We start from the raw sequence: 21,865 nt of genomic DNA on the forward strand, positions 1-21,865 counted from the left end.
ATGATTACGGACGCACAGATCGACCGCTGGCTCCGCGAGGACGTCGGCCACCACGACGTCACGAACGAGCTCCCCGGCGAAACCGACGGGCGGCTCGTCGCGAAAGAATCCGGCGTCGTCGCCGGTCTCGAGGCCGCGGCGGCCGTCTTCGACTATCTCGGCGTCCATGTGGTCGACCGCCTCGAGGACGGCACGCGAGTCGATGTGGGTGACGAGCTACTCGCGGTCGAGGGCGCCGCCCGCGACGTGCTGCGGGGCGAACGGGTCGCCGTCAACCTCGCGGGCCACGCCGCCGGAATCGCGACGCGGACCCGACGGGCGGTCGAGGCCGCTCGCGCGGAGTCCGACGATGTCCGCATCGCCGCGACCCGGAAGACCACGCCCGGTCTGCGGGGCATAGAGAAGCGCGCGGTCGTCGCCGGCGGCGGCGACACTCATCGGCTCGACCTCTCGCACATGGCGATGGTCAAGGACAACCACGTCGCCGAGATGGGCCTCGAGGACGCGATCGACCACTTCCGGGACCGGACGTCGTTCGCGACGAAGATCGACGTCGAGGTGGAGTCGGTCGCGGACGCGCCGCGGGCCGCGGCGGCGGGCGCCGACATCGTCCTGCTGGACAACATGACGCCCGCGGAGACGCGCGAGGCCGTCGACGCCCTCGCCGAGTACGAGGGCGTGCTCGCGGAGGCCAGCGGCGGCATTACGCTCGAGACGGTCGCCGACTACGCCGCGACGGGCGTCGACGTCGTCTCGATGGGATCGCTGACCCACTCGGCGCCGGCGCTGGATCTGTCGTTTCGGACCGGCGAGTAGCGACGGTAAATCCCGAGCGGCGTCGAACGCGAACGCCGACCGCCGAACGGCGACCGCTGACGACGCCGGCGACCAAGCGACCTTTTCCGCTCGAGCGCGCACCTCCGGATACCCGTGACGGCACCGATTCGCACCTGCCCGACGCACGGACCGTTTTCCGCCGACGACGGCGACGGCTGTCCCGCCTGCGGCGACGCCGGATCCGTCCTGCTCTCGAGCGAGCGCCGCCGGCGATTCTCGAAGTTCATGAGCGGCGCGCTCCGGCACTTCCCGGACGACGCGGGCATCGACCTCGACGAGCGCGGCTGGACCGCCTACGAGGACCTCGTCGCGGCGGTCGAGCGCAAGTACGACTGGGCCGACGAACGGCACGTCGCGGCGGTGATCGCGACGGATCCGAAGGGGCGGTTCGAGCGGACCGGCAGCGACGACGGGACCGGCGCAGGCGCGGGTGATTCGGACCGCGTCCGTGCCGCCTACGGTCACTCCGTCGACGTCGACCTCGAGCCGACCGACGCGCCGGTACCTGACGCCCTCTACCACGGCACCGCGCCCGAGAACCTCGAGTCGATCCGCGCGGCGGGGCTCAAACCGATGTCGCGCCAGCAGGTCCACCTCTCGGAGAGCCGCGAGGCGGCCCGGCGAGTCGGACGGCGCCACGCCGCCGACCCGGTCGTGTTAGTCGTCGACGCCGCGGCGATGGTCGCAGACGGCCATCGGATCACCAAACGCGGCAACGAAACGTACACGACCGACGCGGTGCCGCCCGAATACCTCGAGGTCCCCGCGGACGCGAGCGGACGCTGAGGACTCGAAACCCGGCGAGCGAGTGCCTCCCCTCCCTTCGACCGTTGCGACGGGACATGCGTCGACCCGCCGACGCCGCGCGATATTTCCGCGCCGAAGTAATAGGTAGATATAAATTACATCTCGTTTACAAGTGGCGTATGGGATCGACGCAGGAAACCGGGACGGACTCGTTCGAGGACAGCCCCGTAACGCCGACGCGAATCGCCGCGGCGGCGGCCGTGATGGACGTCGTCGTCTTCGCGACGGTCGGGTACCTCGCGCTGGACGACATCGCGATCGGCGGGATCGCCGGCCTTCTGGTCGGGGCCGGCGTCTTCTGTTTCCTCCCGCTGTTCATGCACGTCGACGAAGACGGGGCGCTCGAGGAGCTGGCGCCGGTCGACGACGGCGCGCCGCTCCGGGCGTTTCACCGCCTCGCCGCCGGCTTCGGCCTCTCGAGTGCAGGGATCGTGTTGCTCGCGACCGGCTTCGCCGAGGTCGGACTCGCCGTCGGCCTGCCGGCGGCGCTGGCCGCGGCCGCCGCCGTCTACCTCGTCGGCGGATTCGCCCTGCCGAACGCACAGGTACCGTGACGCTCGAGGGCGCCTCGCCGTCCGTTTCCGCGAGTTCGAATCGACTCGAGGGCGCTGCCAGGAATGAGGTCGCCTATCACTCTCGAGAACGCGGTCGCCGCTGACGATTCGTTTGCGGGACATGCGAGGGGTGGGATTTGAACAACGCGAAGACGGTCAGAACGTTCGCGTTCGCTCACGTCCGGACTGCGACTCCTCTCGTTCAAATCCCGCGTCTCGTATACGCGACTCTCACGGTCGTTCGAGTCGGTATGCGAGGGTTGGGATTTGAACCCAAGGACCCCTACGGGAGCGGGTCTTAAGCCCACCGCCGTTGGCCTGCTTGGCTACCCTCGCGCAGAACGCAGTCGGGCGTTGACGCCGGGTCGGGATGTGCGTTTCGGTGTGTCTCGAGCGAGTCGATCGTCGCGCCCCCGTCCTACCAGTCGACGCTCAGCGTGCCGTCCCCGTGAGGATCCGGCGCGATCTCCTCGTCCGTCCGCCGGTCGACGACGTGAATGCAGCCGTCGTCCTTCTTGGCCGGGCAGACCTCCGCCGCGCGGACGTTGTGCGCGAGGTCCTCCTCCCCGATGAAGTACTCCTTCGGCTGGGCCATTCCGGAGGCGATCGACATCTCCCAGTTGTCGCTGACCTCGGCACACTTGCCCGCGCCGAAGCACTTGTTGGCCTCGAAGATGATCTTGTAGGGCTTCTCCTCGACCGGCGGTGCGTCCGACGAGCCGACGTCGCTGGCGCGCTGGATTCCCCGCTCGCTGTCGTCGGTCATTATCCGTCCGTTCGAGCGCGCGGCCTTTCGCGTTACGGTCGGGGCGAACGTCGCGTCCCTGCGGCGACGCTCGAGCGCGCCAGGGCCCACACTACGACGTCGCGACGGCCGCCTCGAGGTCGTCGCTCCCCTTCGGGCGCGGCAGGTCGTAGGTGACGCCGGTCAGCTCCTCGGAGACGGCCCACAGCCGCCGGGCGGTCGCCTCGTTGTAGGAGCGGTCCGAGGAGGCCTGCCGCTCGGGCGTCCCGTGCATGTTCATGAGGCCGCCCGGGCCGTAGTACGCGCCGCCCTCGGCCTCGGGCGACGTCGCGGCGTACAGCGTCGGCAGGGCGCCCATCGCCGCCGACTGGGCGAACAGCGCGTTCATGAGCCGCATCGTCGCTTCGCGGACCCGATCGCCGCGCTGCTCGGGGCCGCGGGTCTGCAACTGCGTGTCCGCGTAGCCCGGATGCACCGCGATGCTCTTGGCGGCGACGTCGCCCGTGAGGAAGCGCCGCTCGAGTTCGTACGCGAACAGGACGTTGGCCAGCTTCGACTGCGCGTAGGCGTCCCACTCGTCGTAGGTCCGGTCGCCCTGCAGGTCCTCGAAGTCGATCTCGCCGCGCTCGTGGACGCCGCTCGAGACGGTCACGACGCGGGCGTCGCCGTCGGCATCACCGCCCTCGCTCCCGGTCGCCAACTGCTCGAGCACGAGTCCGGTGAGCGCGAAGTGACCGAGGTGGTTGACGCCGAACTGCGTCTCGAACCCGTCCGCGGTCTCGCTACGCGGAATCGCCATGACCCCGGCGTTGTTGATCAGCACGTCGATCGTCACGTCCTCGTCTTTCAGCCGATCCGCGAACGCGTGCACCGACTCGAGATCCGCGAGATCCAGCTCCTCGACGCGGAGGTCGGCGTCGGGAACGTCGTCGCGGACGTCCGCCGCCGCGTCTTCGCCGCGCTCGACGCTCCGGCAGGCCATGACGACGCGGCCGCCGTTGCGCGCGAGTTCGCGGGTCGCCTCGAGGCCGATGCCGCTGTTCGCGCCGGTGACGACGAAGGTGCGTCCGCTCTGATCGGGGATGTCGTCGGCAGTCCAGCCCATACGTCCAGTACGACCCGGCTCGAGTAAACTGATGGGGTAGCTCGAGTCGTTACCGGTGTTCGCGCGACGCGGGGAGCGTGAAGGAGAACGTCGACCCCTCGCCGGGTTCAGAGTCGACCCAGATCTCGCCGCCGTGGCGCTCGACGATCCGTTCGCACAGCGCCAGCCCGATCCCGGTCCCGTCGTACTCGGCGCGACTGTGGAGCCGGTCGAAGATCGTGAACACGCGGTCCTGATCGTCGGGGTCGATACCGATCCCCCGGTCTTCGACCGAAATAACCCACTCGTTGCCCCGTCGGTCGGCCGCGATCCGAATTTGGGGCGGCTCGTCGCCGCTGTAGGTGATGGCGTTCGACAGCAGGTTCTGGAACACCTGCCGCAGCTGACTAGCGTCGGCCTCGAGCTGCGGCAGGTCCTCGACCGCGATCTCGGCGTCGCTCTCCTCGATGCTGAACTGCAGATCGGCGAGCACCTCCTCGACGACCGCGTTCAGGTCCGTCGGCTCGAACGAATCGCCCCGCGTCTCGACCCGCGAGTACTCGAGCAGACCGTCGATCATCTCGCGCATCCGCTCGGCGCCGTCGACGGCGAACTCGAGAAACTCCTGGCCGTCCTCGTCGAAGGCGTCGGCGTACCGCTTCTCGAGCAGTTGCAGGTAGCTCGTCACCATCCGCAGCGGCTCCTGTAAGTCGTGGGAGGCGGCGTAGGCGAACCGCTCGAGGCGCTCGTTGGACTGCTCGAGCTTGCGCTGGTACTCCCGCCGTTCGGTGACGTCCTGAGCCATGATCATCCCGGCGAAGATTTCGTCCTCCTCGTTTCGGACGGGCAGCGTGTGGGCCCAGACGTCTCGCCCGTGGGCCTGGTACTCGAAGGTGTTCGATTCGCCCTCGAGGGCGGCCCGGAAGTACGGCTCGATCTCCGCGACGAGGTCGTCGGAAAACCGCTCCTGAAGGGTCGATCCGGTGACGTCCGACTCCTCGACGCCGAGTTGGTCGAACGCTTCGCCGCCGGCGACGAGGTACTCGAGGTTCTCGTCGTACAGCCCGACCGCGCCGTCGGGGAAGTTCTCGACGAGCGTCCGGTAGCGGCGCTCGGACTCCTCGAGTTGGCGCTCTCGTTCCTTCCGCTCGCTGATGTCGCGGGCGATACCGACCCGGTACCAGTCGCCGTCGTCCTCGGGGAGCATCGCGAAGTTCGCCTCGACCGGGATCGTGTCGCCGTCGGCGGTCCGAAGTTCGGCCTCCACCGTCGGCCACTCGTCGCCGCTCGCCGCCGTCGCTTCCAGTTCGGCGATACGGTCGGCCACGTCGTCGTCGGCGACCAGCGAGACGTGTTCCCCGACGAGTTCGTCCCGCTCGTAGCCGAGCATCTCGGCGTAGGTCTCGTTGACCATCCTGAAGCGGCCGTCCTCGTCGACGACGTAGACGCCGTCGTCGACCACCTCGACGATCGTCTCGTAGCGCTCGAGGTGGCGCTCGCGCTCGAGCCGATCCGAGATGTCGCGTCCGATGCCTGCGATCACGGTGTTGCCCCAGGGATCCTCGAGCCGCGAGGCGTTGAACTCGAAGGGGATGCGTTCGCCGTCGTTAGTCCGGACCGTCAGCTCCGCACTGGTCGTCCCCGTCTCGAACCCCCGCCGTATCGCCTCGAACATCGCGTCGTGGTCGTCCTCGGCGATGAGCCCGGCCGGTCCCATCGCGTCGATCTCTTCGTCCGCGTAGCCGGTCACCGCTGTCACGCTGTGGTTCCACCGCTGGAGGTCACCGCCCTCGCCGACGACGTAGAACACGTCGTCGATCGCGTTCAGGATCGCGTCGGTGTACTCCTTGTACTGCTCGAGGCGCCGCTCGCGCTCGCGCAGTTTCTGCTCGCGCTCCTTGCGCTCGGTGATGTCGGTGATGGTGGCGACCCCGCGGACGACGTCGCCGCGCTCGTTCCGGACCGGCATCCCTTCCGCACGGATGATCCGTCGCTCGCCGTCGCCGGTTTCGATTTCGAAGACGTCGGGTTCGGTCACCTCCTCGCCGTCGAGGACGCGCGCGAGGGTCATCTCCTCGGGCGCGACCCGCTCGCCCGAGTCGGCCCACCAGACCGGGTACGTCTCGTACTCGTCGATCGAGTCAGCGGCTAACTCGACGCCCCAGATGTCCGTGGCGGTGTCGTTGGCCTGCAGGATCTCGCCGTCGGCGTCGGCGACTAAGACGCCGACCGGCAGGACGTCGAACAGCGTCTCGAGTTGCTCGTTGGTGCGCTCGAGTTGCAGCTGTGCGCGTTTGCGCTCCGTGATGTCCGTGACTGCGCCGGGGAACCGAACCGGTTCGCCGTCCGCGTCGCATTCGACGCGACCGCGGGCGACCAGCCAGCGGCGTTCGCCGTCGGCGTTGCGAACGCGGTACTCGGCCTCGTAGTCGCCGCAGGACTCGAGGGCCGCCTCGATCTGGCGTTCGACCCGATCGCGGTCGTCCTCGTGGATCGCCTCGAGGAATCGATCGAGCGACACGCCGTCGCGCGCTGCCGCCGGGTCGATACCGAACGTCTCGGCGAACGTCGTACTGACGACCATCCGATCCTCGCGGACGTCCCACTCCCAGGTGCCGACCGCGCCCGCTTCGGTCGCCGCCTCGAGGCGGGATTTGGCGTCCTCGAGTTCCCGCTCGTACTCGTAGCGCTCGGTGACGTCCTGCGACATGCCGAGCGCGGCGACCACCTCGCCGTCGTCGTCGCGCACCGGCACGGTTCTGAAGTCGAAGATGCGACCGTCGATTTCCGCCTCGAACGCGCTCGCCTCGCCCTCGAGGGCCGCTTCGTAGCGGGGCACGAGGTCGTCCGCCAGCCACCGGGGAATGGCTTCGCCGACCGGTTTCCCCTCGATCTCGTCGGGCGTAGCGCCGGCCGTGTCGGTCGATCGACCGCCGACGGTCCGGTAGGTGAGGTCCTCGTCCACGAGCGCCACCGCACCGTTCGGGAAGTGTTCGACCAGGGTCCGGTACCGTTGCTCGCTCTCCGCGAGGTCGGCTTCCAATCGCTTTCGCTCCGTGATATCGGCGACGATCCCCTCGATGGCCACCAGATCGCCGTCGTCGTCGAAAATTCCCCGCCCGTAGTCTCTGACCCAGCGCCGGTCGCCGTCGGCCGTCTCGATGCGGTAGGTCTCGGAGAACGTGTTCTCGCCAGCGTTGGCCGTCTTCCCCCGGACCGTCTCCCAGAGTTCCTCGCGGTCCGCCTGTACCATCACGTCCTCGCCCCAATCGACATCGCCGCGCTCGAACGCCTCCGGCTCGTAGCCGGTCAGCGTCGCGCAGGCGTCGCTGACGAACGCCATTGGCTCGCGTTCGGTTTCGGAGCGATAGACCATCCCGGGAACGTTGTCCATCAGCGTCGAGAGCCGGCGCTCGCGCTCCTTGCGCTCGGTGACGTCGCGGTCGGAGACGACGATCGACGTCACGTTGCCATCGTCGTCCGTCACCGGGCGGAACGCACCCTCGATTGCGTACCGGTCCCCGTTCGGCTGGACGAGGTCCGCCTCAAAGGTCACGTACTCGCCCGCGGCCGCGCGCTCGGTCCACTCCCGAACGTCGGCCCGGATCTCGTCGCCGTCGCCCCACCACGGCGTTTCCCAGAACGGTTCGCCGGTCACGTCCGCGAGATCGGCGGCGACGTACTCCATCGCCGTCCCGTTGATGTCGATCACCGTCCCGTCGGGCTCGAGCAGGCCGACGAGGATGTTCGGATCCTCGAAAATCGCCTCGAAGCGCCGCTCCGTCCGCTCGAGGTCGCGCCGCGTGTCGGCGTTGTCGACCGCCGAGGCGAGGACGGCCGCGACGCGCTCGAGAAACGTGAGGTCGTCATCGTCGAACGCGCGCCGATCGGTCGCGTACGCGCTCAGGACGCCCCACGGGTCGTCGAGCGGGCCGATCCGTACGGCGACGCCGTCGACGACGCCGGACCCGGCTAGCGGCGCCGGGACGCCCTCACCCTCGGTGAACTCGTCGACGACCGGCGATTCGGAACGAAGGGCGCGTTCGATCCGCGCCCGCTCACCCGCGGTCGCGGGCGATCCGAGACGGTCCGTCTCGAGGCCGCTTTCGGCTCGGCGGACGGCGTCCCCGTCGCCTCGCGCCTCGACGATCGTACAGCACTCGAGGTCCAGCGTCTCCGCGACGGTGCGCGTCGCGTCGTCCAACAACCGATCGACGGCCGCTGCTCCCGTCTCGAGCGCCTGCTGACTGAGGTCCGCGATAGCCTCCTGACGACGAAGTTGCGCGCGGTGGTCCGCGTCGGTGGACGGCGATCCCATTCACCGATATACAGCGGTGCAGACGGTAAAACGTCTTTGTCTCTCACGGTCGGCCGGAACGATCGGAACGGACGCCGGACCGCCGAGAGCGGGCGCGCCGTCGCGGCCGTCGGTACGAGAAGTGCGTCTTACTCGTCGTGGACGGTGACCGACTCGAGGAGGACCTCCTCGTTCGGGCGGTCGTTGGCGTCGGTGTCGACGCTGCCGATCTCGCGGACGACGTCCATGCCGTCGGTCACCTTGCCGAAGACGGCGTGGCGGTCGTCGAGGTGGGGCTGGGCGTCCAGCGTGATGAAGAACTGCGAGCCGTTGGTGTTCGGGCCGGAGTTGGCCATCGAGAGGATGCCCGCGTCGTCGTGGCGCAGTTCGTCGTGGAACTCGTCGTCGAACTGGTAGCCGGGGCCGCCCCGCCCGGTGCCGGTCGGGTCGCCAGTCTGGATCATGAAGCCCTCGATGATCCGGTGAAAGAGGACGTCGTCGTACAGCGGCTCGCCGTCGACCTCCTCGCCCGTCTCGGGGTCGGTCCAGGTCCGCTCGCCGGTCGCGAGGCCGACGAAGTTCTCGACGGTCCGCGGTGCGCGCTCGTCGTACAGTTCGACGTCGATGTCGCCCTTGCTCGTGTGCAGGGTTGCAGTAAGGTCTCCCATACCCACCGGGACGGCAGCGGGCCTGAAAACGGTAGTGGTCTCGCGGTTCGACGGCTCGGCGGACTGTCCCCGTCCCTGCCGGCGAGCGGCCCCCGCAGCTACATACCGCCGGATCGCAAAGGATCGATATGGGAACCGGGACGCACACGTCCGAGACGGTGACGCTCGCGCGACTCCCCTCCGGCGTCGAACTCGAGACGACCGTCCACACCTACCGCGGCGACGAATCGGCCGCCGAACCGACCCTCTACGTTCAGGCCGCCCAGCACGGCCGCGAAATCAACGGCACCGAGGTCCTCCGGCGCTTTCACGAGCGCCTCCCGCTCGAGTCGCTCTCGGGAACCGTCATCGCCGTTCCCGTCGCCAATCCCCTCACGTTCGACCGCGTCTCCTACACGACTCCCGAGATCCTCGACAGCGTCAACCCCAACATGAACCGCGTCTGGCCCGGCGACGCCGACGGCAGCCTCCACCAGCGGATGGCCGCCCGCCTCTGGGAGTACGCCGGCCGGGCCGACGCCATCGTCGACCTCCACACTGGCAGCCCGGACATGCACCCCCACGTGGTCTTCCGCGAGGGCGACGAGCGCTCCCGCCGGCTCGCCGAGGCGTTCGGCACCGACCTCCTGCTCGGCGAGCAGGCCGACGAGGACGCCGACGACGAGTGGCACCGGCGGAACTTCGCGGGGAAACTTCGGGTCGCCGCCTCGAACGAAGACATTCCCTCGATCACGCCCGAACTCGCCTACAACAAGCAGATTCTCGACGACGTCGTCGAGGAGGGCGTCGAGGGACTGCTCGACGTGCTTCGGTCCCTCGAGATGCTGCCGGGCGAGGTCCCCGACCGCGACCAGACGCTCGCGCGCAACCACCTCGGGCAGGTGTCCGCCGCCGACTCCGGCCTGTTCCGGCCGAACTCGTCGCTCGCAGTCGGCGACCGGGTGACGGAGGGAACGGCCCTCGGAACGGTGTACCATCCGACGACCTACGAGCCGCTGCAGGAGGCGGTCGCGGACCGCGACGGGATCCTCTACGCGCTCACGCGCGAGGCGACCGTCGTGGCCGGCGACCAGCTGGCGAGCGTCGCGCTGGTGCGCGAGGCGTAGCCCGTCCCGTCACGCATACGACCGCTCGTACGCGTCCGCTCACACGCCGCCCGGCGGCCGCTCGTCGACGTGGCAGTAGTCGAGCAACTCGCTGTCTCTCGCGTCGACGGTCAGTCGGTCACCCTCCGCGACGTCGTCGAACTCGTCGACCGAAACCACGAGTTGGTCGACCGGTTCGTCGTCCTTCTCGAGCAGGAGGACGACCCGTTCGCCGTCGACGATCCGATCGACGACGGCCGCGTATCGCGTTGCGCCGTCTGGGAGGTCGTCGCCAGTGCCGGCGTCACCATTCTCACCATCGTCCGCACCGTCGCCGTCGCCGGCACCGTCGACATCACAGCTGTCTCCGGTGGCGCTCGAGCCGACGCTCACGCCCGCAGAACCGCCGAGGCCGAGCGCCGCGGTGCCGAGCGAGCCGATCGTCCGTAGCGTCGTTCGCCGCGACCGTCGGTGACGAATCGTCATACCGCGCTTGGCCGCGCGGTCCTATATAAACGGCAGCACCGGATCCGCGGCACCCGATCGGCGTACCGACCGCCGGCGACCTTTCTTATTCCGGGGATAAGCATAGGCCCGGTTCACGCGAATTCGCTCGTGAGAGTATCGCACGAAGGCGTCGGCTTCGCCTTTCACCAAAGGTTTATCACCCGGATAGGAAAGTAACTAACAATGGCTACTCAGGAGTCCGTACCACGCGAGGCCCGGTTATGGGCCCGAAACATCGGCGGGATCGACGAAACGACGGTCGAACTCGAGTCGGGGGTCACGGTGTTGGCGGGGCAGAACGCGACGAACCGGACCTCGCTCTTGCAGGCGTTTATGGCCGCCCTCGGGGGCGAATCGGCCTCGCTCAAAGCCGACGCCGACGAAGGCGAAGTCGAACTCGAGCTCGACGGTGACACGTACACCCGCCAGCTGCGGCGGGCCGGCAACACCGTCGTCACAGACGGCGACCCTTACCTCGAGGATCCGGAACTGGCCGAGCTCTTCGCTTTCCTGCTCGAGTCGAATCCGGCGCGTCGGGCGGTGACGACGCAGGACGACCTCCGCGAGATCATCCTTCGGCCGGTCGACACCGACCAGATCGAAGCCGAAATCTCCCGGCTAACCGCCGAAAAAGACCAGATCACCGACGAACTCGAGCGCCTCGAGTCGCTCAAACGCGACCTCCCCGACCTCGAGCGCCAGCGCACCGACATCCAAACCCAGATCGAGGAAAAGCGCGCCGAACTCGAGGACGTCAAGGCCGCAATCGAGGCCGCCGAGGACGAGGCCGACGACCAGCAGGCCCAGTCCGACGAACTCGAGGAGAAACTCGAGGAACTGCGCGAGCGCCGCTCCGAACTCGAAGACGTCCGCTTCGACCTCGAGACCGAACGGGAGAGCCTGGCGGCGCTGCGCGAGGAACGCGAGGAGATCGAGGCCGAGCGCGACGCCCTCCCCGAACCCGACGCGACGGATCCCGACGCGATCGACGAGGAAATCGACCGCCTGCAGCGCCAGTCCCAGTCGATCGACGCCGTCGTCAACCAGCTCCAGAGCATCGTCCAGTTCAACGAGGAGATGCTCGAGGGCTCCCATCCCGAGATCCGGGAGCTGCTGGCCGAGGGCGACAACGGGGCCAGTTCTGACGGCACGGTCACCGACGCGCTGCTCGAGGACGAGGAGACGGTGCGGTGCTGGACCTGCGGGAGCGAGGTCCAGCGCAGCGAGATCGAGGGGACGATCGAGCGCCTGCGCTCGCTCCAGGAGGAGAAACGCAGCGAGCGCACCGACCTCGAGGAGCGGATCGAATCGCTGCGGGCCGACCGCCGGGAGATCGAACAGACCGAACGCGAGCGCCGCCAGCTGCGCGAGCGGCTGGCCGACGTCAAAAACGAGATCGACCGCCGCGAGGACCGCCTCGAGGAACTCAGTGAACGGCAGGCGGAACTGGAAAGTGAGATCGACGCCCTCGAGGAGGAGGCGGCGGAGCTGGAAGCCGAGGCCGACCCGGAGGAAGACGCGGACGACGACGGGGAGAGCCTGCTGGAGCTCAACCAGCGCGCCAACGAACTCGAGTTTTCGCTGGGACGCCTCGAGCGAGAACTGGAGACGACGACCGAGGAGATCGAGGAGATCGAATCTGCCCTCGAGGAGCAGGACGACCTCGAGGCTCGCCGAGAGGAGATCCGCGAGGAACTCGAGGAGCTGCGCACGCGGATCGATCGGATCGAGCGCGAGGCCGTCGACTCCTTCAACGACCACATGGACACCGTCCTCGAGATCCTCGAGTACGAGAACATCGATCGGATCTGGATCGAACGCGTCGGTCAGACGGTCCGGGAAGGCCGCCGGAAGGTCGAGCAGACGGCCTTCGACCTCCACATCGTCCGGAGTACGGAGGAGGGGAGCACCTACGAGGACACGATCGACCACTTGAGCGAGAGCGAACGCGAGGTGACGGGGTTGATCTTCGCGCTGGCGGGGTATCTCGTCCACGAGGTCTACGAGGACGTCCCGTTCATGCTGCTCGACTCCCTCGAGGCGATCGATTCCGAGCGGATCGCGGCGCTGGTCGAGTACTTCGAGGAGTACACCGACTTCCTGGTGGTCGCCCTGCTCCCCGAGGACGCCCAGGCGATCGACGACCGCCACGAGCGGATCAGGAGTATCTGAAGTCACGCGGAACTCGAGCCGAGGCCGGACGCCGTGGAATCTCGAACCGGCCCGACGCCGAGCCTCAACGGTTCTGTGTCGGATCGAGTCCGGCGACGGCGGACGAACCATTATACCCGTCGCCGATCGTTGGTGAAATATGGCACTGAGTCGTCAGGAATTCGTCGCCGACGACCTGTGGCTCCTGATCGCGATCGTCACGTTCGCTCTCGTGAGCCTCGTCGGCGCCGCCGGATTCGAGGCGCTCGCGGCCGCGATCACGATCGTCGGCTGGTTTCTGCTGACCCCAATCTTCCTCTTTTGGGGGGACGAGATCGCCGACTGGACGCTCACCGATCGGGAACCGGCCGCGGCCGAGCGAGGGCGTGACGGCGACGCGATCGAGGAACTGAAACGCCGCTACGCCGAAGGGAAGATCGACGACGCGGAGTTCGAGCGCCGACTCGAGCGCCTGGTCGCGGTCGACGACGCGCTCGAGGGAGTCTTCGACCACGGCGGTACCGGACGCTCGGGCGGCGAGAGCGGGATCGGCCGGCCTGATCGGCGACGGTCGGACGACGAACCGTCATCCGAGACCGAGGAAACGTACGATCGAGCGTAGCTCGAGACGGCTGACGCGTCGCGGGATCGCGCCGGCGTCGGCCGATCGACGGCGGCGTCAGCGGTACGCCTGCAACCCGGTCAGCTCCTCGCCGAGGATCAGCGTGTGGATGTCGTGGGTCCCCTCGTAGGTGTAGACCGTCTCCATGTTCGCCATGTGGCGCATCGGGGAGTAGTCGGCCGTGATGCCGTTGCCCCCCAGCATCTCCCGGGCGACCCTGGACTGCTCGCGGGCCATCCGGACGTTGTTCCGCTTGGCCATCGAGACGTGTTGGGGCCGCAGGTCGCCGCGTTCCTTGAGATCGGCGAGGCGGTAGGCGAGCAACTGCGCGAGCGTGATCTGGGTCGCCATCTCGGCGAGTTTCTCCTGTTGGAGCTGGAACCGGCCGATCGGCCCGCCGAACTGCTCGCGCTCGAGGGCGTACTCGCGGGCGTCCTCGAAGCAATCGCGGGCGGCGCCGACGGCGCCCCAGGCGATGCCGTAGCGGGCCTGCGTGAGACAGGACAGCGGCCCCTTCATCCCCGAAACGTTCGGCAGGACGTTCTCCGCGGGAACGTAGACGTCGTTCAGCCCGATCTCGCCGGTGATCGAGGCCCGCATCGAGAGCTTGCCGTCGATCTCGGTCGTGGTCACGCCGTCGCGGTCGGTTTCGACGAGGAAGCCACGGACTGGACCGTCGCCGTTGCTCTCGGTGCTCTGGCCGCTCTCGTCGCTCGAGCGCTCCCGCGCCCAAATGACGGCCAGATCGGCGATCGGCGCGTTCGTGATCCACGTCTTCGAGCCGTTGAGGACGTAGCCGTCCCCGTCTCGAGACGCGGTCGTCTCCATGCCCGCCGGATTCGAGCCGTGCTCGGGTTCGGTCAGCCCGAAGCAGCCGACGGCCTCGCCCTCGCCAAGTGGGGGGAGCCACCGCTCCTTCTGGGCCTCGCTGCCGTAGGCGTGGATCGGGTACATCACGAGCGCCCCCTGCACCGAGGCCATCGACCGTAGCCCCGAGTCGCCGGCCTCGAGCTCCTGCATCAGCAGTCCGTAGGCCGTCTCGGAGACGTTCGGCGAGCCGTACCCCTCGAGGTTGGGCGCGTAAAACCCGAGCTCGCCCATCTCGGGGACGAGGTCGGTCGGAAAGGTTCCCGCCTCGAAGTGGTCGGCGATCTCCGGTTTGACCCGGTCGGCGACGAACTCCCGCGCCGTGTCCCGGATCAGCCGCTCCTCCTCGTCGAGGTCGGCCTCGAGGTCGACGAAATCGAGCATACGTGGTCGTCTCCAACCGTCGGCATAGGGATTGCGGTCGTCCCGACCGGCCTACGGGAAGGGTCGCGGTCGCCCGAAGCCGCTCTCGGCTCGTGTGCCGGCGAGCCCGATTCCACCCAACCTGTTAGGCATGCCGCTTGAGTCTCGGCACGTGTTATCGCTCGTCACCGTCCGCACCGGCGGACGGCACCCCGACCCCGCGGTCACACATGGTATTCGTCGGGGAATCCTCGTGTAGGCGTTGCCCACCGGCGTTCGTCGGCGACCGATTCCCCCGTCGGTCGCCGCCGCCCCTACCTTCGTGCGAGCCCGAGAGGGGCGATGCTTTTACCCTCCGCGCCTAAGGGGCCGATATGTCGCTGGAGCCGAGCGTCGACCCCGCCGCAGATCGACGCGCGAACTACGATTATCAGAGCGACGACGTCGATCGTCCGGCGCTGGTCGACGATCTGGAACGACTCGTCGACTGCGAGGTACGGGCCGACTCGTACTCGCGTCAGTTGTACGCGACCGACGCGAGTCCCTACGAGGTGACGCCGATCGCCGTCGCCTTCCCCGAGTCGACGGCCGACGTCGCCGGCATCGTCAAGTACTGCGCCGAGCGACGGATTCCGGTGCTTCCCCGAGGCGGGGGAACGAGCCTCGCGGGCCAGACGGTCAACCGCGCCGTCGTGCTCGATTTCACCCGCCACATGGACGCGATCCTCGAGATCGATCCCGACGGCCGGACGGCGACGGTCCAGCCCGGGACCATCCTCGGGACGTTAAACGAGGCGCTTTCCCCCCACGACCTCAAGTTCGCGCCCGACCCCGCATGGGGGGACAAGAGCGCCATCGGCGGCGCCATCGGAAACAACTCGACGGGATCGCACTCGCTGAAGTACGGCAAGACCGACGCCTACATCGAGGAAGCCGAAGTCGTCCTCGCGGACGGAACCGTCACCGAGTTCGGCGAAGTGACCCTCGAGGAGATCGAGGCCCGCGCCGACCCCGACGGCGACCTCGAGGGGCGGATCTACGCCGAGGTGAACCGCATTCTCGAGGAGGAGGCCGACCTGATCGAGGAAACGTATCCCGATCTCAAGCGAAACGTGTCGGGATACAACCTAGATCGCCTCGTCGCGGAGGCTCGAGGGGCGGAACTGCCGGGCGGTGAAGACGCGGGCGAGCCCGGCACCGTCAACCTCGCGCGCCTGCTGGCCGGCAGCGAGGGCACGCTGGCGATCGTCACCGAGGTCACCGTCTCCCTCGAACCGGTGCCCGAGACGAAGGCCGTCTCGCTGCTCTGCTACCGCGATCTCCACGAGGCGATGGAAGACGTCACGGCGATCCTCGAGCACGACCCCGCGGCGGTCGAAGTGTTAGACGACGTGCTGATCGACCTCGCGCGCGACACCGCGGAGTTCGGGCCCGTCACCGAGATCCTACCCGACGGCACCAACGCCGTCCTCCTCGTGGAATTCTACGCCGAGGACGCCGATCACGGCCGCGAGCAGGTCGCCGGGCTGCTCGCGGACCGCTGTCCGGACGCGACCGCCGAGGGCGAACCGGCCGCCGACGCGCCCCGAACCGACGCCGAGACGCTCGCGATCGACGCCCTCGAGGCCTACGACGACGCCGAGCGCGCGAAGCTCTGGAAGCTACGTAAGTCCGGCCTCCCAATCTTGCTCTCGCGGACGACCGACGAGAAGCACATCTCCTTCATCGAGGACACCGCGATCCCCCCCGAGAAGCTCCCCGAGTTCGTCGAAGGGTTCGAGGAAATCCTGGAGGAACACGACACCTACGCCAGCTTCTACGCCCACGCCGGTCCCGGCGTGCTCCACGTCCGGCCGCTCGTGAACACGAAGACCGACGTGGGCCTCGAGCAGCTCCACGGGATCGCCGACGGCGTAACTGACCTCGTGGTCGAACTGGGCGGCAGCGTCTCGGGCGAGCACGGCGACGGCCGCGCGCGCACGCAGTGGAACCGCAAGCTCTACGGCGAGGAGCTCTGGGCGACCTTCCAGGACCTTAAAACCGCGTTCGACCCCGACTGGATCCTGAACCCAGGTCAGGTCGTCTTCCGCGAGGAGAACCCGACCGACCTTCGCGAGCACCTCCGGTTCGACCCCGACTACGAGTTCGAGGCCGACTTTGAACCCGCGCTCGAGTGGGACAACGACAACGGCTTTCAGGGAATGGTCGAACTCTGTCACGGCTGCGGCGGCTGTCGCGGCGAGCAGTCCACCACCGGCGGCGTGATGTGTCCCACCTACCGGGCGAGCCAGGAGGAGATCACCGCTACCCGCGGGCGGGCCAACGCGCTCCGGCAGGCCATGAGCGGCAGCTTGGAGCCCGAGGAGGCGTTCAGCGACGAGTTCGTCGAGGAGGTGATGGACCTCTGTATCGGCTGCAAGGGGTGTTCGATCGACTGCCCGAGCGAGGTCGACATGGCGAAACTCAAGGCCGAAGTGACCCACGAGTACCATCAGCGAAACGGCGCGACGCTCCGGGATCGGCTGTTCGCCAACGTCGCGACGCTCTCGAAACTGGGGAGTCGGTTCGCGCCGCTCTCGAACCTCGCTTCGAAGGTGCCGGGCGCGCGCAAACTCCTCGAGGCGACCGTCGGGATCGACTCTGAGCGTCCGCTGCCCGAGTTCCGGTCGACGACGTTCCGCGACTGGTTCGCCGAGCGCGGCGGCTCGCGGGTTCCGGCGGCCGAGGCCGACCGCAAGGCGATCCTCTACCCCGACACGTACACCAACTACAGCTACCCCGAGGCCGGCAAGGCCGCGGTCAGGGTGCTCGAGGCCGCGGGCGTCCACGTGGCCGTTCCCGACGATCCGGACCTCGGCGACACCGGCCGTCCGGCGTTCTCGAAGGGGTTCCTCGAGCGGGCCCGCGAGACGGCCGCGGAGAACGTCGAGGCGCTCGCGCCGCGGGTCGCCGACGGCTGGGACGTCGTCGTCGTCGAGCCCTCGGACGCGGTCATGTTCCAGTCTGACTACCTGGATCTGCTCGACGACGAGGCCGCCGACACCCTCGCGAGCGGAACCTACGGGGTCTGCGAGTACCTCGATACCTTCCGGCTGGACGAGGAAATCGAGTTCGACGCGCCCGCGGAGACGCTGACCTACCACGGCCACTGCCACCAGAAGTCGACGGCGAAGGACCACCACGCCGTCGGCGTCCTCCGGCGCGCGGGGTACGCCGTCGATCCGCTCGATTCGGGCTGTTGCGGTATGGCCGGGAGCTTCGGGTACGAGGCCGAACACGCCTCGATGAGCGACGCGATCGCCGACATCCTCTACGAGCAGGTGGCCGAGAGCGACGGCGACCGCGTCGTCGCCCCCGGCGCCTCGTGTCGCACCCAACTCGAGGGTCGACCGGGCGCCGACGAGAAGCCCCCGACGCCGATCGAGGCCGTCGCCGCGGCGCTCGAGTAACGCCTCGATCCCGAAAAGATACTAATCGGCCAGTCGCCGACCGCGTCGCATATCAACAGGCGGGTCAGACGTAGGCGGCGGTCACTAAGCGGCTACAGCACGTCGCAACGAGCGGCTCTAACGGGCCGGTGTGCACTGTTGGCCAGACCGGTTAAGAGTGCACCACCGAAACGAGCTATCCATGTCGAAATCCGACCGCGGTCGAGACGGTTCGCAATCCGACTGGAGTCTCTACGTCGAAGACGGCGTCCTCATCGCCGAGTTCCCCGAGGGAATGCCCTCGGAACGATCCGAGTACGAGAAGGTCAACGAGCGATTCGAAACCCTGGCCGCGCGACCGAACGTCCACGCGCACCTCTCGTGGCTGAAGATGGACTCCGCGCTGAACGCCGACGTCTTCGAGAAGGCCCAAGAGGCCGCGGCGATCGGCCTCGAGTACGACATCACCAAGTGGGTGATGGTCTCCGACGGGATCAAGCACATGGCGCTGGAGAGCCAGGTCGGCGACGTGGAAGGGCTCGAGACGAACACGGCGAACACCTTCGACGAAGGGATGGACTGGGCGCGGAACTGATGGGACCGATTCGGAACTGAAATCCTCGTTTCCTCGTTTTCTCGGTTTACCGTCCGCGGACTCGTACAGCAGGCGTATCGAACGTCCGATGCGTCGCCGGACGGAACCCTTTTGCGACGCGCGTCGAACCGCCGGACGTGACGCAGACGACGCGGGAGTTCGGCGAGTGGCCGCTCGAGTCCCCAGTATCGCACGGCGGCGGACGAGAATCGATCCACCACCGGCCGTTCGTACTCGACCGGCAGTGGCTCCGCCGCGGTTCTCGTAATTCGACCAGATAGTATTTAAACTGATAAGAGTGGAGATTAGTATAGTAGAATACATATATCGGAGCGCCGATCCGGTGACCGGCGACCCAGAGTTGCAGTACCCTGGATCTCGCTCTCGCGACCTTCTCCAAACGACGCTGCGCCGGTTCTGCGCTCCCGTTCCAAACCGTGTAGAATCGCTGTACCGTCGTCCGACGCTCGTTTCCGCCCTCGTCCGACTACATCGGTGCTGGCGGATCGTGCGGACAGAAGCGAGATCACAGTCCCGTCGTCCCGCCGAGCTCGGTTCTCCGTCGGGGCCCCGGTCTGATCCCGACGAGGATTCGTACGCTAACTTATGTCTGATACTAGATTAAAGTATGAAAGTGAGAATTCGAAATTCAGATCGGAGACGAATCCGCAAAGCCCGCGATGGGCGGCCGCGAGGCGGCTCGAGTCGGTGCCCCGTTCCCGCCGTGAGCGCGGTCGACGCGGACCGCGTATCGATGCCGGCCCGTCTCCGTCTTACCCGACGACCAGCGCGCGCTCGACGAGGTCCTCGCCGTAGATCTCCTCGAGGTCCTCGTGCTGATCCGGCCGGTTCTCGTAGACGTCCTGGAAGAGGGTGATCGGCGTCTGGGCCGCCTGGTAGGTGGCCTCGTCCCACATGCGATCGTTGCTGATCTCGACCTCGACGCCGTCGATGACGAGCGTCGCCGACCGCTCCATGGCGATGGCACCCTTCCCGGCTTCCTTGGCGGCTTCGAACTCCTCCATCGAGTCGACGATGTCGTCCAGACTCGGGATGTAGGAGGTCATGTCGAGCAGCTCCTGAGAGAGTTCTTCCCCGTCGAGTTCGCGCTCGTCGCCGCTGACGCGGAGCACGTACTGATCCTCGCCCGCTTCCTCGAGTTCGATCTCGTCACCGTCGTAGACGTGGCGGCCGTCCTCCGCCTCGAGTTCGATCTCGCGGCCCTTGACCTCGATCTGCCAGCTCCCCTCCTTCGGCGGGAGCGGCGACTTGTTCGCTTCCACGACCTGCCCGGGGGTCAGCGACCAGATGCCGAGCATGCCCTTCGACTGGTTGTCGGTCATGCGCTCGTGGTAGCCCTCGACGTCGCGAATGTCGTCGTACGGCCCGTCGATGGCGATCAGTCCGGCCGCGCTCGCGCCGCGAGAGGTGTTGTGTCGCAGCTCGGGCCACGGCGGCAGCTCGCCGGTCGGCGTGATCGCGCGCATGTCCTTAGTGTAGTCGACCTCGCCGTCGACGAGGAGGAACAGCCGCTCCAGGTTGTTCGAGGGCTTGCCCATCTCCTCGCGGAGGTCGGCCAGCGCCAGTTCGGCCTCGCCGCTCTCGACGATGACCGACATGGCGAGGCTTCCCTCCTCGAGCCCGTGCTCGTTCTCGACGATGGTGATGAACTCGTCGGCCTTCTTCCAGTCGTCGATGTCGCCGACTTCCGGAATCACGACGCCGTCGAGGTGTTCGACGGCCCCGTTCTCGGGGTCGGCGAGCTCGAGGATCTGCTGGAAGCCCTGGTATCGAGTCTCGGGGCTGTCGCGGTGCCAGACGACGCGCGGGTGGATCTCACCGGGGAAGTCGGCGCCGCTCTCCGAGAGCACCTCGATGATGTTCTCGATTCCCTCGTCGCGCATCGAGGGGGCCGTCGCGTCCTCGTTGTCGGGCACCCAGACGTCCGGCGCTTCCATGCCGCGAAGCTGGACGGCGCGCTTCAGCATCTTCGCGGAGTCGTCCTCGCCCTCCACCGCAGTAGGGGTCGTAAAGAACGTTCGAACGAATTCCCGATCGTGAAGGTAGTCGGTATGCGTACTCATGGGTCCGAGTGATACTTCCCCTTTCTAATATCATAATTGTTTGGGTGACCGTTCGCCGTCGCTCCGATCGGATCGTTTCCCGGGAGCGACCGGCAGATCGACCGAGTTCGGCTCCCGTCCGCGGGAATTCGTCGAACGCGCCCTGATGCGGACGGCGGCCGTCGGCCGTTCGCGGCTCCCGACGAGAACCGCCGACGCGGGCTGCGGACGGAAGTGGCGCCTTAGACCTTGTACTTGTTCAGCTCGATCACGTTCACCGCCCGCCGGAGGTCGGAGACGAACTCGTTTGACTCCCAGTCGTCGTCGATCCGGGCCGTCGGCCCCGAGACGCTGATCGCGCCGATGACGTCCGAGTCGAATCTGATCGGCGCGGCGATACAGCGCAGCCCCTCGAGTCGCTCCTCGTCGTCGACCGCGAAGCCGCGCTCCCGCGTCCGCTCGAGTTCCGCGTCGAGCTCGTCGCGGGACGTGATCGTCTGAGGGGTCACCGCCGGCAGTCCGTGCCGGTCGACGATCTCGTCGACCCGTTCCTGCGGGAGGTGCGAGAGGATCGCCTTTCCGAACGCCGTGCTGTGCATGTGGTGTCGGCAGCCGATGTACGTGTCGAGATCGACCGCCTGCTCCCCCTTCGATCGACAGAGGTAGACCCCCTTTCCGTCCTCCTCGACGACCAGGTGGACCAGTTCCCCGGATGTCTCCGCCAACTCCTCGACCTTCGGTTCGGCGACTTTGTAGACGTCTATCTCGCTGCGGATCTGGCCGCCGATGTCGAGGAACTTGAGGCTGAGCCGATAGGTCTTGGTCTCCTCGTTCTTGACGACGTAGCCGTGTTTCTCGAGCGTGCTGAGGTGGTTGTGGACCGCGCTTTTCCCCATGTCGAGTTCGTTCGCCAGCGTCGTCACCCGCGCCTCCCCCGCTCGATTGAGTTCCTCGATGATCTCCAGCGATTTCTCGGTCGTCCGAACCGGGTGTTTGGCCCGTTTGGTCATACCTATCGCATCTGTGGCGCCGATCATAAATATTGTTCTATCATAGAAAACAATGGTATTCCGGTCGCCGTCCGTCGGTTCGCCCTCGCCGGCGGACCGGCGGGAGTTCGCGACGGCGACCGTTCGAGTCGCAATCGGGCCCGATTCGGCGCCGATACTCGATCGACTCCTCGAGTGTAGGG

General features: G+C 67.5%; 16 protein-coding genes and 1 tRNA gene. 8 read left to right on the forward strand and 9 right to left on the reverse strand.

What is annotated here, in order from left to right; translation table 11 throughout:
• The 3 genes from nadC to ACYQ26_RS04575 all read left to right on the forward strand — a co-directional run bounded on the left by nadC (window position 1) and on the right by ACYQ26_RS04575 (window position 2,198).
• Complete coding sequence (gene nadC / locus ACYQ26_RS04565) at window positions 1–816, forward strand: carboxylating nicotinate-nucleotide diphosphorylase (RefSeq protein WP_459807483.1); 816 nt, start codon at window positions 1–3, stop codon at window positions 814–816.
• A 114-nt stretch (window positions 817–930) separates the two neighbouring features.
• Window positions 931–1,623: an RNA 2'-phosphotransferase gene (locus ACYQ26_RS04570; RefSeq protein ID WP_459807485.1), complete on the forward strand. Its 693-nt coding sequence runs from the start codon at window positions 931–933 to the stop codon at window positions 1,621–1,623.
• Between the two features lie 140 nt (window positions 1,624–1,763).
• A complete protein-coding gene (locus tag ACYQ26_RS04575) occupies window positions 1,764–2,198 on the forward strand; it encodes a hypothetical protein (protein WP_459807486.1) in 435 nt (144 codons plus the stop codon).
• 252 nt (window positions 2,199–2,450) lie between these two features.
• Here ACYQ26_RS04575 and ACYQ26_RS04580 read toward each other — a convergent pair.
• The 5 genes from ACYQ26_RS04580 to ACYQ26_RS04600 all read right to left on the reverse strand — a co-directional run bounded on the left by ACYQ26_RS04580 (window position 2,451) and on the right by ACYQ26_RS04600 (window position 8,992).
• Window positions 2,451–2,534 (reverse strand) — tRNA-Leu (locus ACYQ26_RS04580).
• Window positions 2,535–2,616: 82 nt separating this feature from the next.
• Window positions 2,617–2,964: a ferredoxin gene (locus tag ACYQ26_RS04585; protein WP_459807488.1), complete on the reverse strand. Its 348-nt coding sequence runs from the start codon at window positions 2,962–2,964 to the stop codon at window positions 2,617–2,619.
• 91 nt (window positions 2,965–3,055) lie between these two features.
• The gene (locus tag ACYQ26_RS04590) at window positions 3,056–4,048 is read right to left on the reverse strand and encodes an oxidoreductase (protein WP_459807490.1); all 993 of its coding nucleotides are present in this window, start codon (window positions 4,046–4,048) and stop codon (window positions 3,056–3,058) included.
• Window positions 4,049–4,097: 49 nt separating this feature from the next.
• Entirely contained in the window at window positions 4,098–8,345 is a 4,248-nt protein-coding gene (locus ACYQ26_RS04595) for a PAS domain S-box protein (protein WP_459807491.1), read from the reverse strand.
• A gap of 128 nt (window positions 8,346–8,473) precedes the next feature.
• Window positions 8,474–8,992: a peptidylprolyl isomerase gene (locus tag ACYQ26_RS04600; protein WP_459807492.1), complete on the reverse strand. Its 519-nt coding sequence runs from the start codon at window positions 8,990–8,992 to the stop codon at window positions 8,474–8,476.
• Window positions 8,993–9,120: 128 nt separating this feature from the next.
• Here ACYQ26_RS04600 and ACYQ26_RS04605 point away from each other — a divergent pair, with 128 nt between their 5' ends.
• Window positions 9,121–10,098, forward strand: coding sequence for a succinylglutamate desuccinylase/aspartoacylase family protein (locus tag ACYQ26_RS04605; RefSeq protein WP_459807494.1), 978 nt, complete (start codon window positions 9,121–9,123; stop codon window positions 10,096–10,098).
• Window positions 10,099–10,137: 39 nt separating this feature from the next.
• Here the strand turns inward: ACYQ26_RS04605 and ACYQ26_RS04610 are convergent, their stop codons facing one another.
• On the reverse strand, window positions 10,138–10,563 hold the full coding sequence (locus ACYQ26_RS04610) for a hypothetical protein (RefSeq protein ID WP_459807496.1): 426 nt from the start codon (window positions 10,561–10,563) through the stop codon (window positions 10,138–10,140).
• Window positions 10,564–10,767: 204 nt separating this feature from the next.
• On the opposite strand from ACYQ26_RS04610, the gene ACYQ26_RS04615 reads away from it, so the two are divergent.
• Together ACYQ26_RS04615 and ACYQ26_RS04620 are read left to right on the forward strand one after the other, a co-directional pair.
• On the forward strand, window positions 10,768–12,756 hold the full coding sequence (locus ACYQ26_RS04615) for an archaea-specific SMC-related protein (protein WP_459807498.1): 1,989 nt from the start codon (window positions 10,768–10,770) through the stop codon (window positions 12,754–12,756).
• A 139-nt stretch (window positions 12,757–12,895) separates the two neighbouring features.
• Complete coding sequence (locus tag ACYQ26_RS04620; RefSeq protein ID WP_459807499.1) at window positions 12,896–13,357, forward strand: SHOCT domain-containing protein; 462 nt, start codon at window positions 12,896–12,898, stop codon at window positions 13,355–13,357.
• A gap of 57 nt (window positions 13,358–13,414) precedes the next feature.
• On the opposite strand, the gene ACYQ26_RS04625 is transcribed toward ACYQ26_RS04620, so the two are convergent.
• A complete protein-coding gene (locus ACYQ26_RS04625; protein WP_459807501.1) occupies window positions 13,415–14,608 on the reverse strand; it encodes an acyl-CoA dehydrogenase family protein in 1,194 nt (397 codons plus the stop codon).
• 353 nt (window positions 14,609–14,961) lie between these two features.
• Between ACYQ26_RS04625 and ACYQ26_RS04630 the strand changes: the two genes are divergently transcribed.
• The gene (locus ACYQ26_RS04630; RefSeq protein ID WP_459807503.1) at window positions 14,962–18,036 is read left to right on the forward strand and encodes an FAD-binding and (Fe-S)-binding domain-containing protein; all 3,075 of its coding nucleotides are present in this window, start codon (window positions 14,962–14,964) and stop codon (window positions 18,034–18,036) included.
• A gap of 181 nt (window positions 18,037–18,217) precedes the next feature.
• Window positions 18,218–18,610 carry a hypothetical protein gene (locus ACYQ26_RS04635; RefSeq protein WP_459807505.1) on the forward strand — a complete coding sequence of 131 codons (393 nt, stop codon included), beginning with the start codon at window positions 18,218–18,220 and terminating at the stop codon, window positions 18,608–18,610.
• Window positions 18,611–19,383: 773 nt separating this feature from the next.
• Here ACYQ26_RS04635 and aceB read toward each other — a convergent pair.
• Window positions 19,384–20,694, reverse strand: coding sequence for a malate synthase AceB (gene aceB, locus ACYQ26_RS04640; RefSeq protein WP_459807508.1), 1,311 nt, complete (start codon window positions 20,692–20,694; stop codon window positions 19,384–19,386).
• A 221-nt stretch (window positions 20,695–20,915) separates the two neighbouring features.
• Window positions 20,916–21,683, reverse strand: a complete 768-nt coding sequence (locus ACYQ26_RS04645) for an IclR family transcriptional regulator (protein ID WP_459807510.1) — start codon at window positions 21,681–21,683, stop codon at window positions 20,916–20,918.
• Between the last annotated feature and the right edge of the window lie 182 nt (window positions 21,684–21,865).

Source organism: Halopiger thermotolerans, assembly GCF_054654555.1.

What these genes read in the sequence shown, in the direction of transcription:
- nadC (WP_459807483.1), top strand. Translation starts at nt 1, where the DNA reads ATGATTACGGACGCACAGATCGACCGCTGGCTCCGCGAGGACGTCGGC.
- ACYQ26_RS04575 (WP_459807486.1), top strand. Translation starts at nt 1,764, where the DNA reads ATGGGATCGACGCAGGAAACCGGGACGGACTCGTTCGAGGACAGCCCC.
- ACYQ26_RS04585 (WP_459807488.1), bottom strand. Translation starts at nt 2,964, where the DNA reads ATGACCGACGACAGCGAGCGGGGAATCCAGCGCGCCAGCGACGTCGGC.
- ACYQ26_RS04590 (WP_459807490.1), bottom strand. Translation starts at nt 4,048, where the DNA reads ATGGGCTGGACTGCCGACGACATCCCCGATCAGAGCGGACGCACCTTC.
- ACYQ26_RS04595 (WP_459807491.1), bottom strand. Translation starts at nt 8,345, where the DNA reads ATGGGATCGCCGTCCACCGACGCGGACCACCGCGCGCAACTTCGTCGT.
- ACYQ26_RS04600 (WP_459807492.1), bottom strand. Translation starts at nt 8,992, where the DNA reads ATGGGAGACCTTACTGCAACCCTGCACACGAGCAAGGGCGACATCGAC.
- ACYQ26_RS04605 (WP_459807494.1), top strand. Translation starts at nt 9,121, where the DNA reads ATGGGAACCGGGACGCACACGTCCGAGACGGTGACGCTCGCGCGACTC.
- ACYQ26_RS04610 (WP_459807496.1), bottom strand. Translation starts at nt 10,563, where the DNA reads ATGACGATTCGTCACCGACGGTCGCGGCGAACGACGCTACGGACGATC.
- ACYQ26_RS04615 (WP_459807498.1), top strand. Translation starts at nt 10,768, where the DNA reads ATGGCTACTCAGGAGTCCGTACCACGCGAGGCCCGGTTATGGGCCCGA.
- ACYQ26_RS04620 (WP_459807499.1), top strand. Translation starts at nt 12,896, where the DNA reads ATGGCACTGAGTCGTCAGGAATTCGTCGCCGACGACCTGTGGCTCCTG.
- ACYQ26_RS04625 (WP_459807501.1), bottom strand. Translation starts at nt 14,608, where the DNA reads ATGCTCGATTTCGTCGACCTCGAGGCCGACCTCGACGAGGAGGAGCGG.
- ACYQ26_RS04630 (WP_459807503.1), top strand. Translation starts at nt 14,962, where the DNA reads ATGTCGCTGGAGCCGAGCGTCGACCCCGCCGCAGATCGACGCGCGAAC.
- ACYQ26_RS04635 (WP_459807505.1), top strand. Translation starts at nt 18,218, where the DNA reads ATGTCGAAATCCGACCGCGGTCGAGACGGTTCGCAATCCGACTGGAGT.
- aceB (WP_459807508.1), bottom strand. Translation starts at nt 20,694, where the DNA reads ATGAGTACGCATACCGACTACCTTCACGATCGGGAATTCGTTCGAACG.
- ACYQ26_RS04645 (WP_459807510.1), bottom strand. Translation starts at nt 21,683, where the DNA reads ATGACCAAACGGGCCAAACACCCGGTTCGGACGACCGAGAAATCGCTG.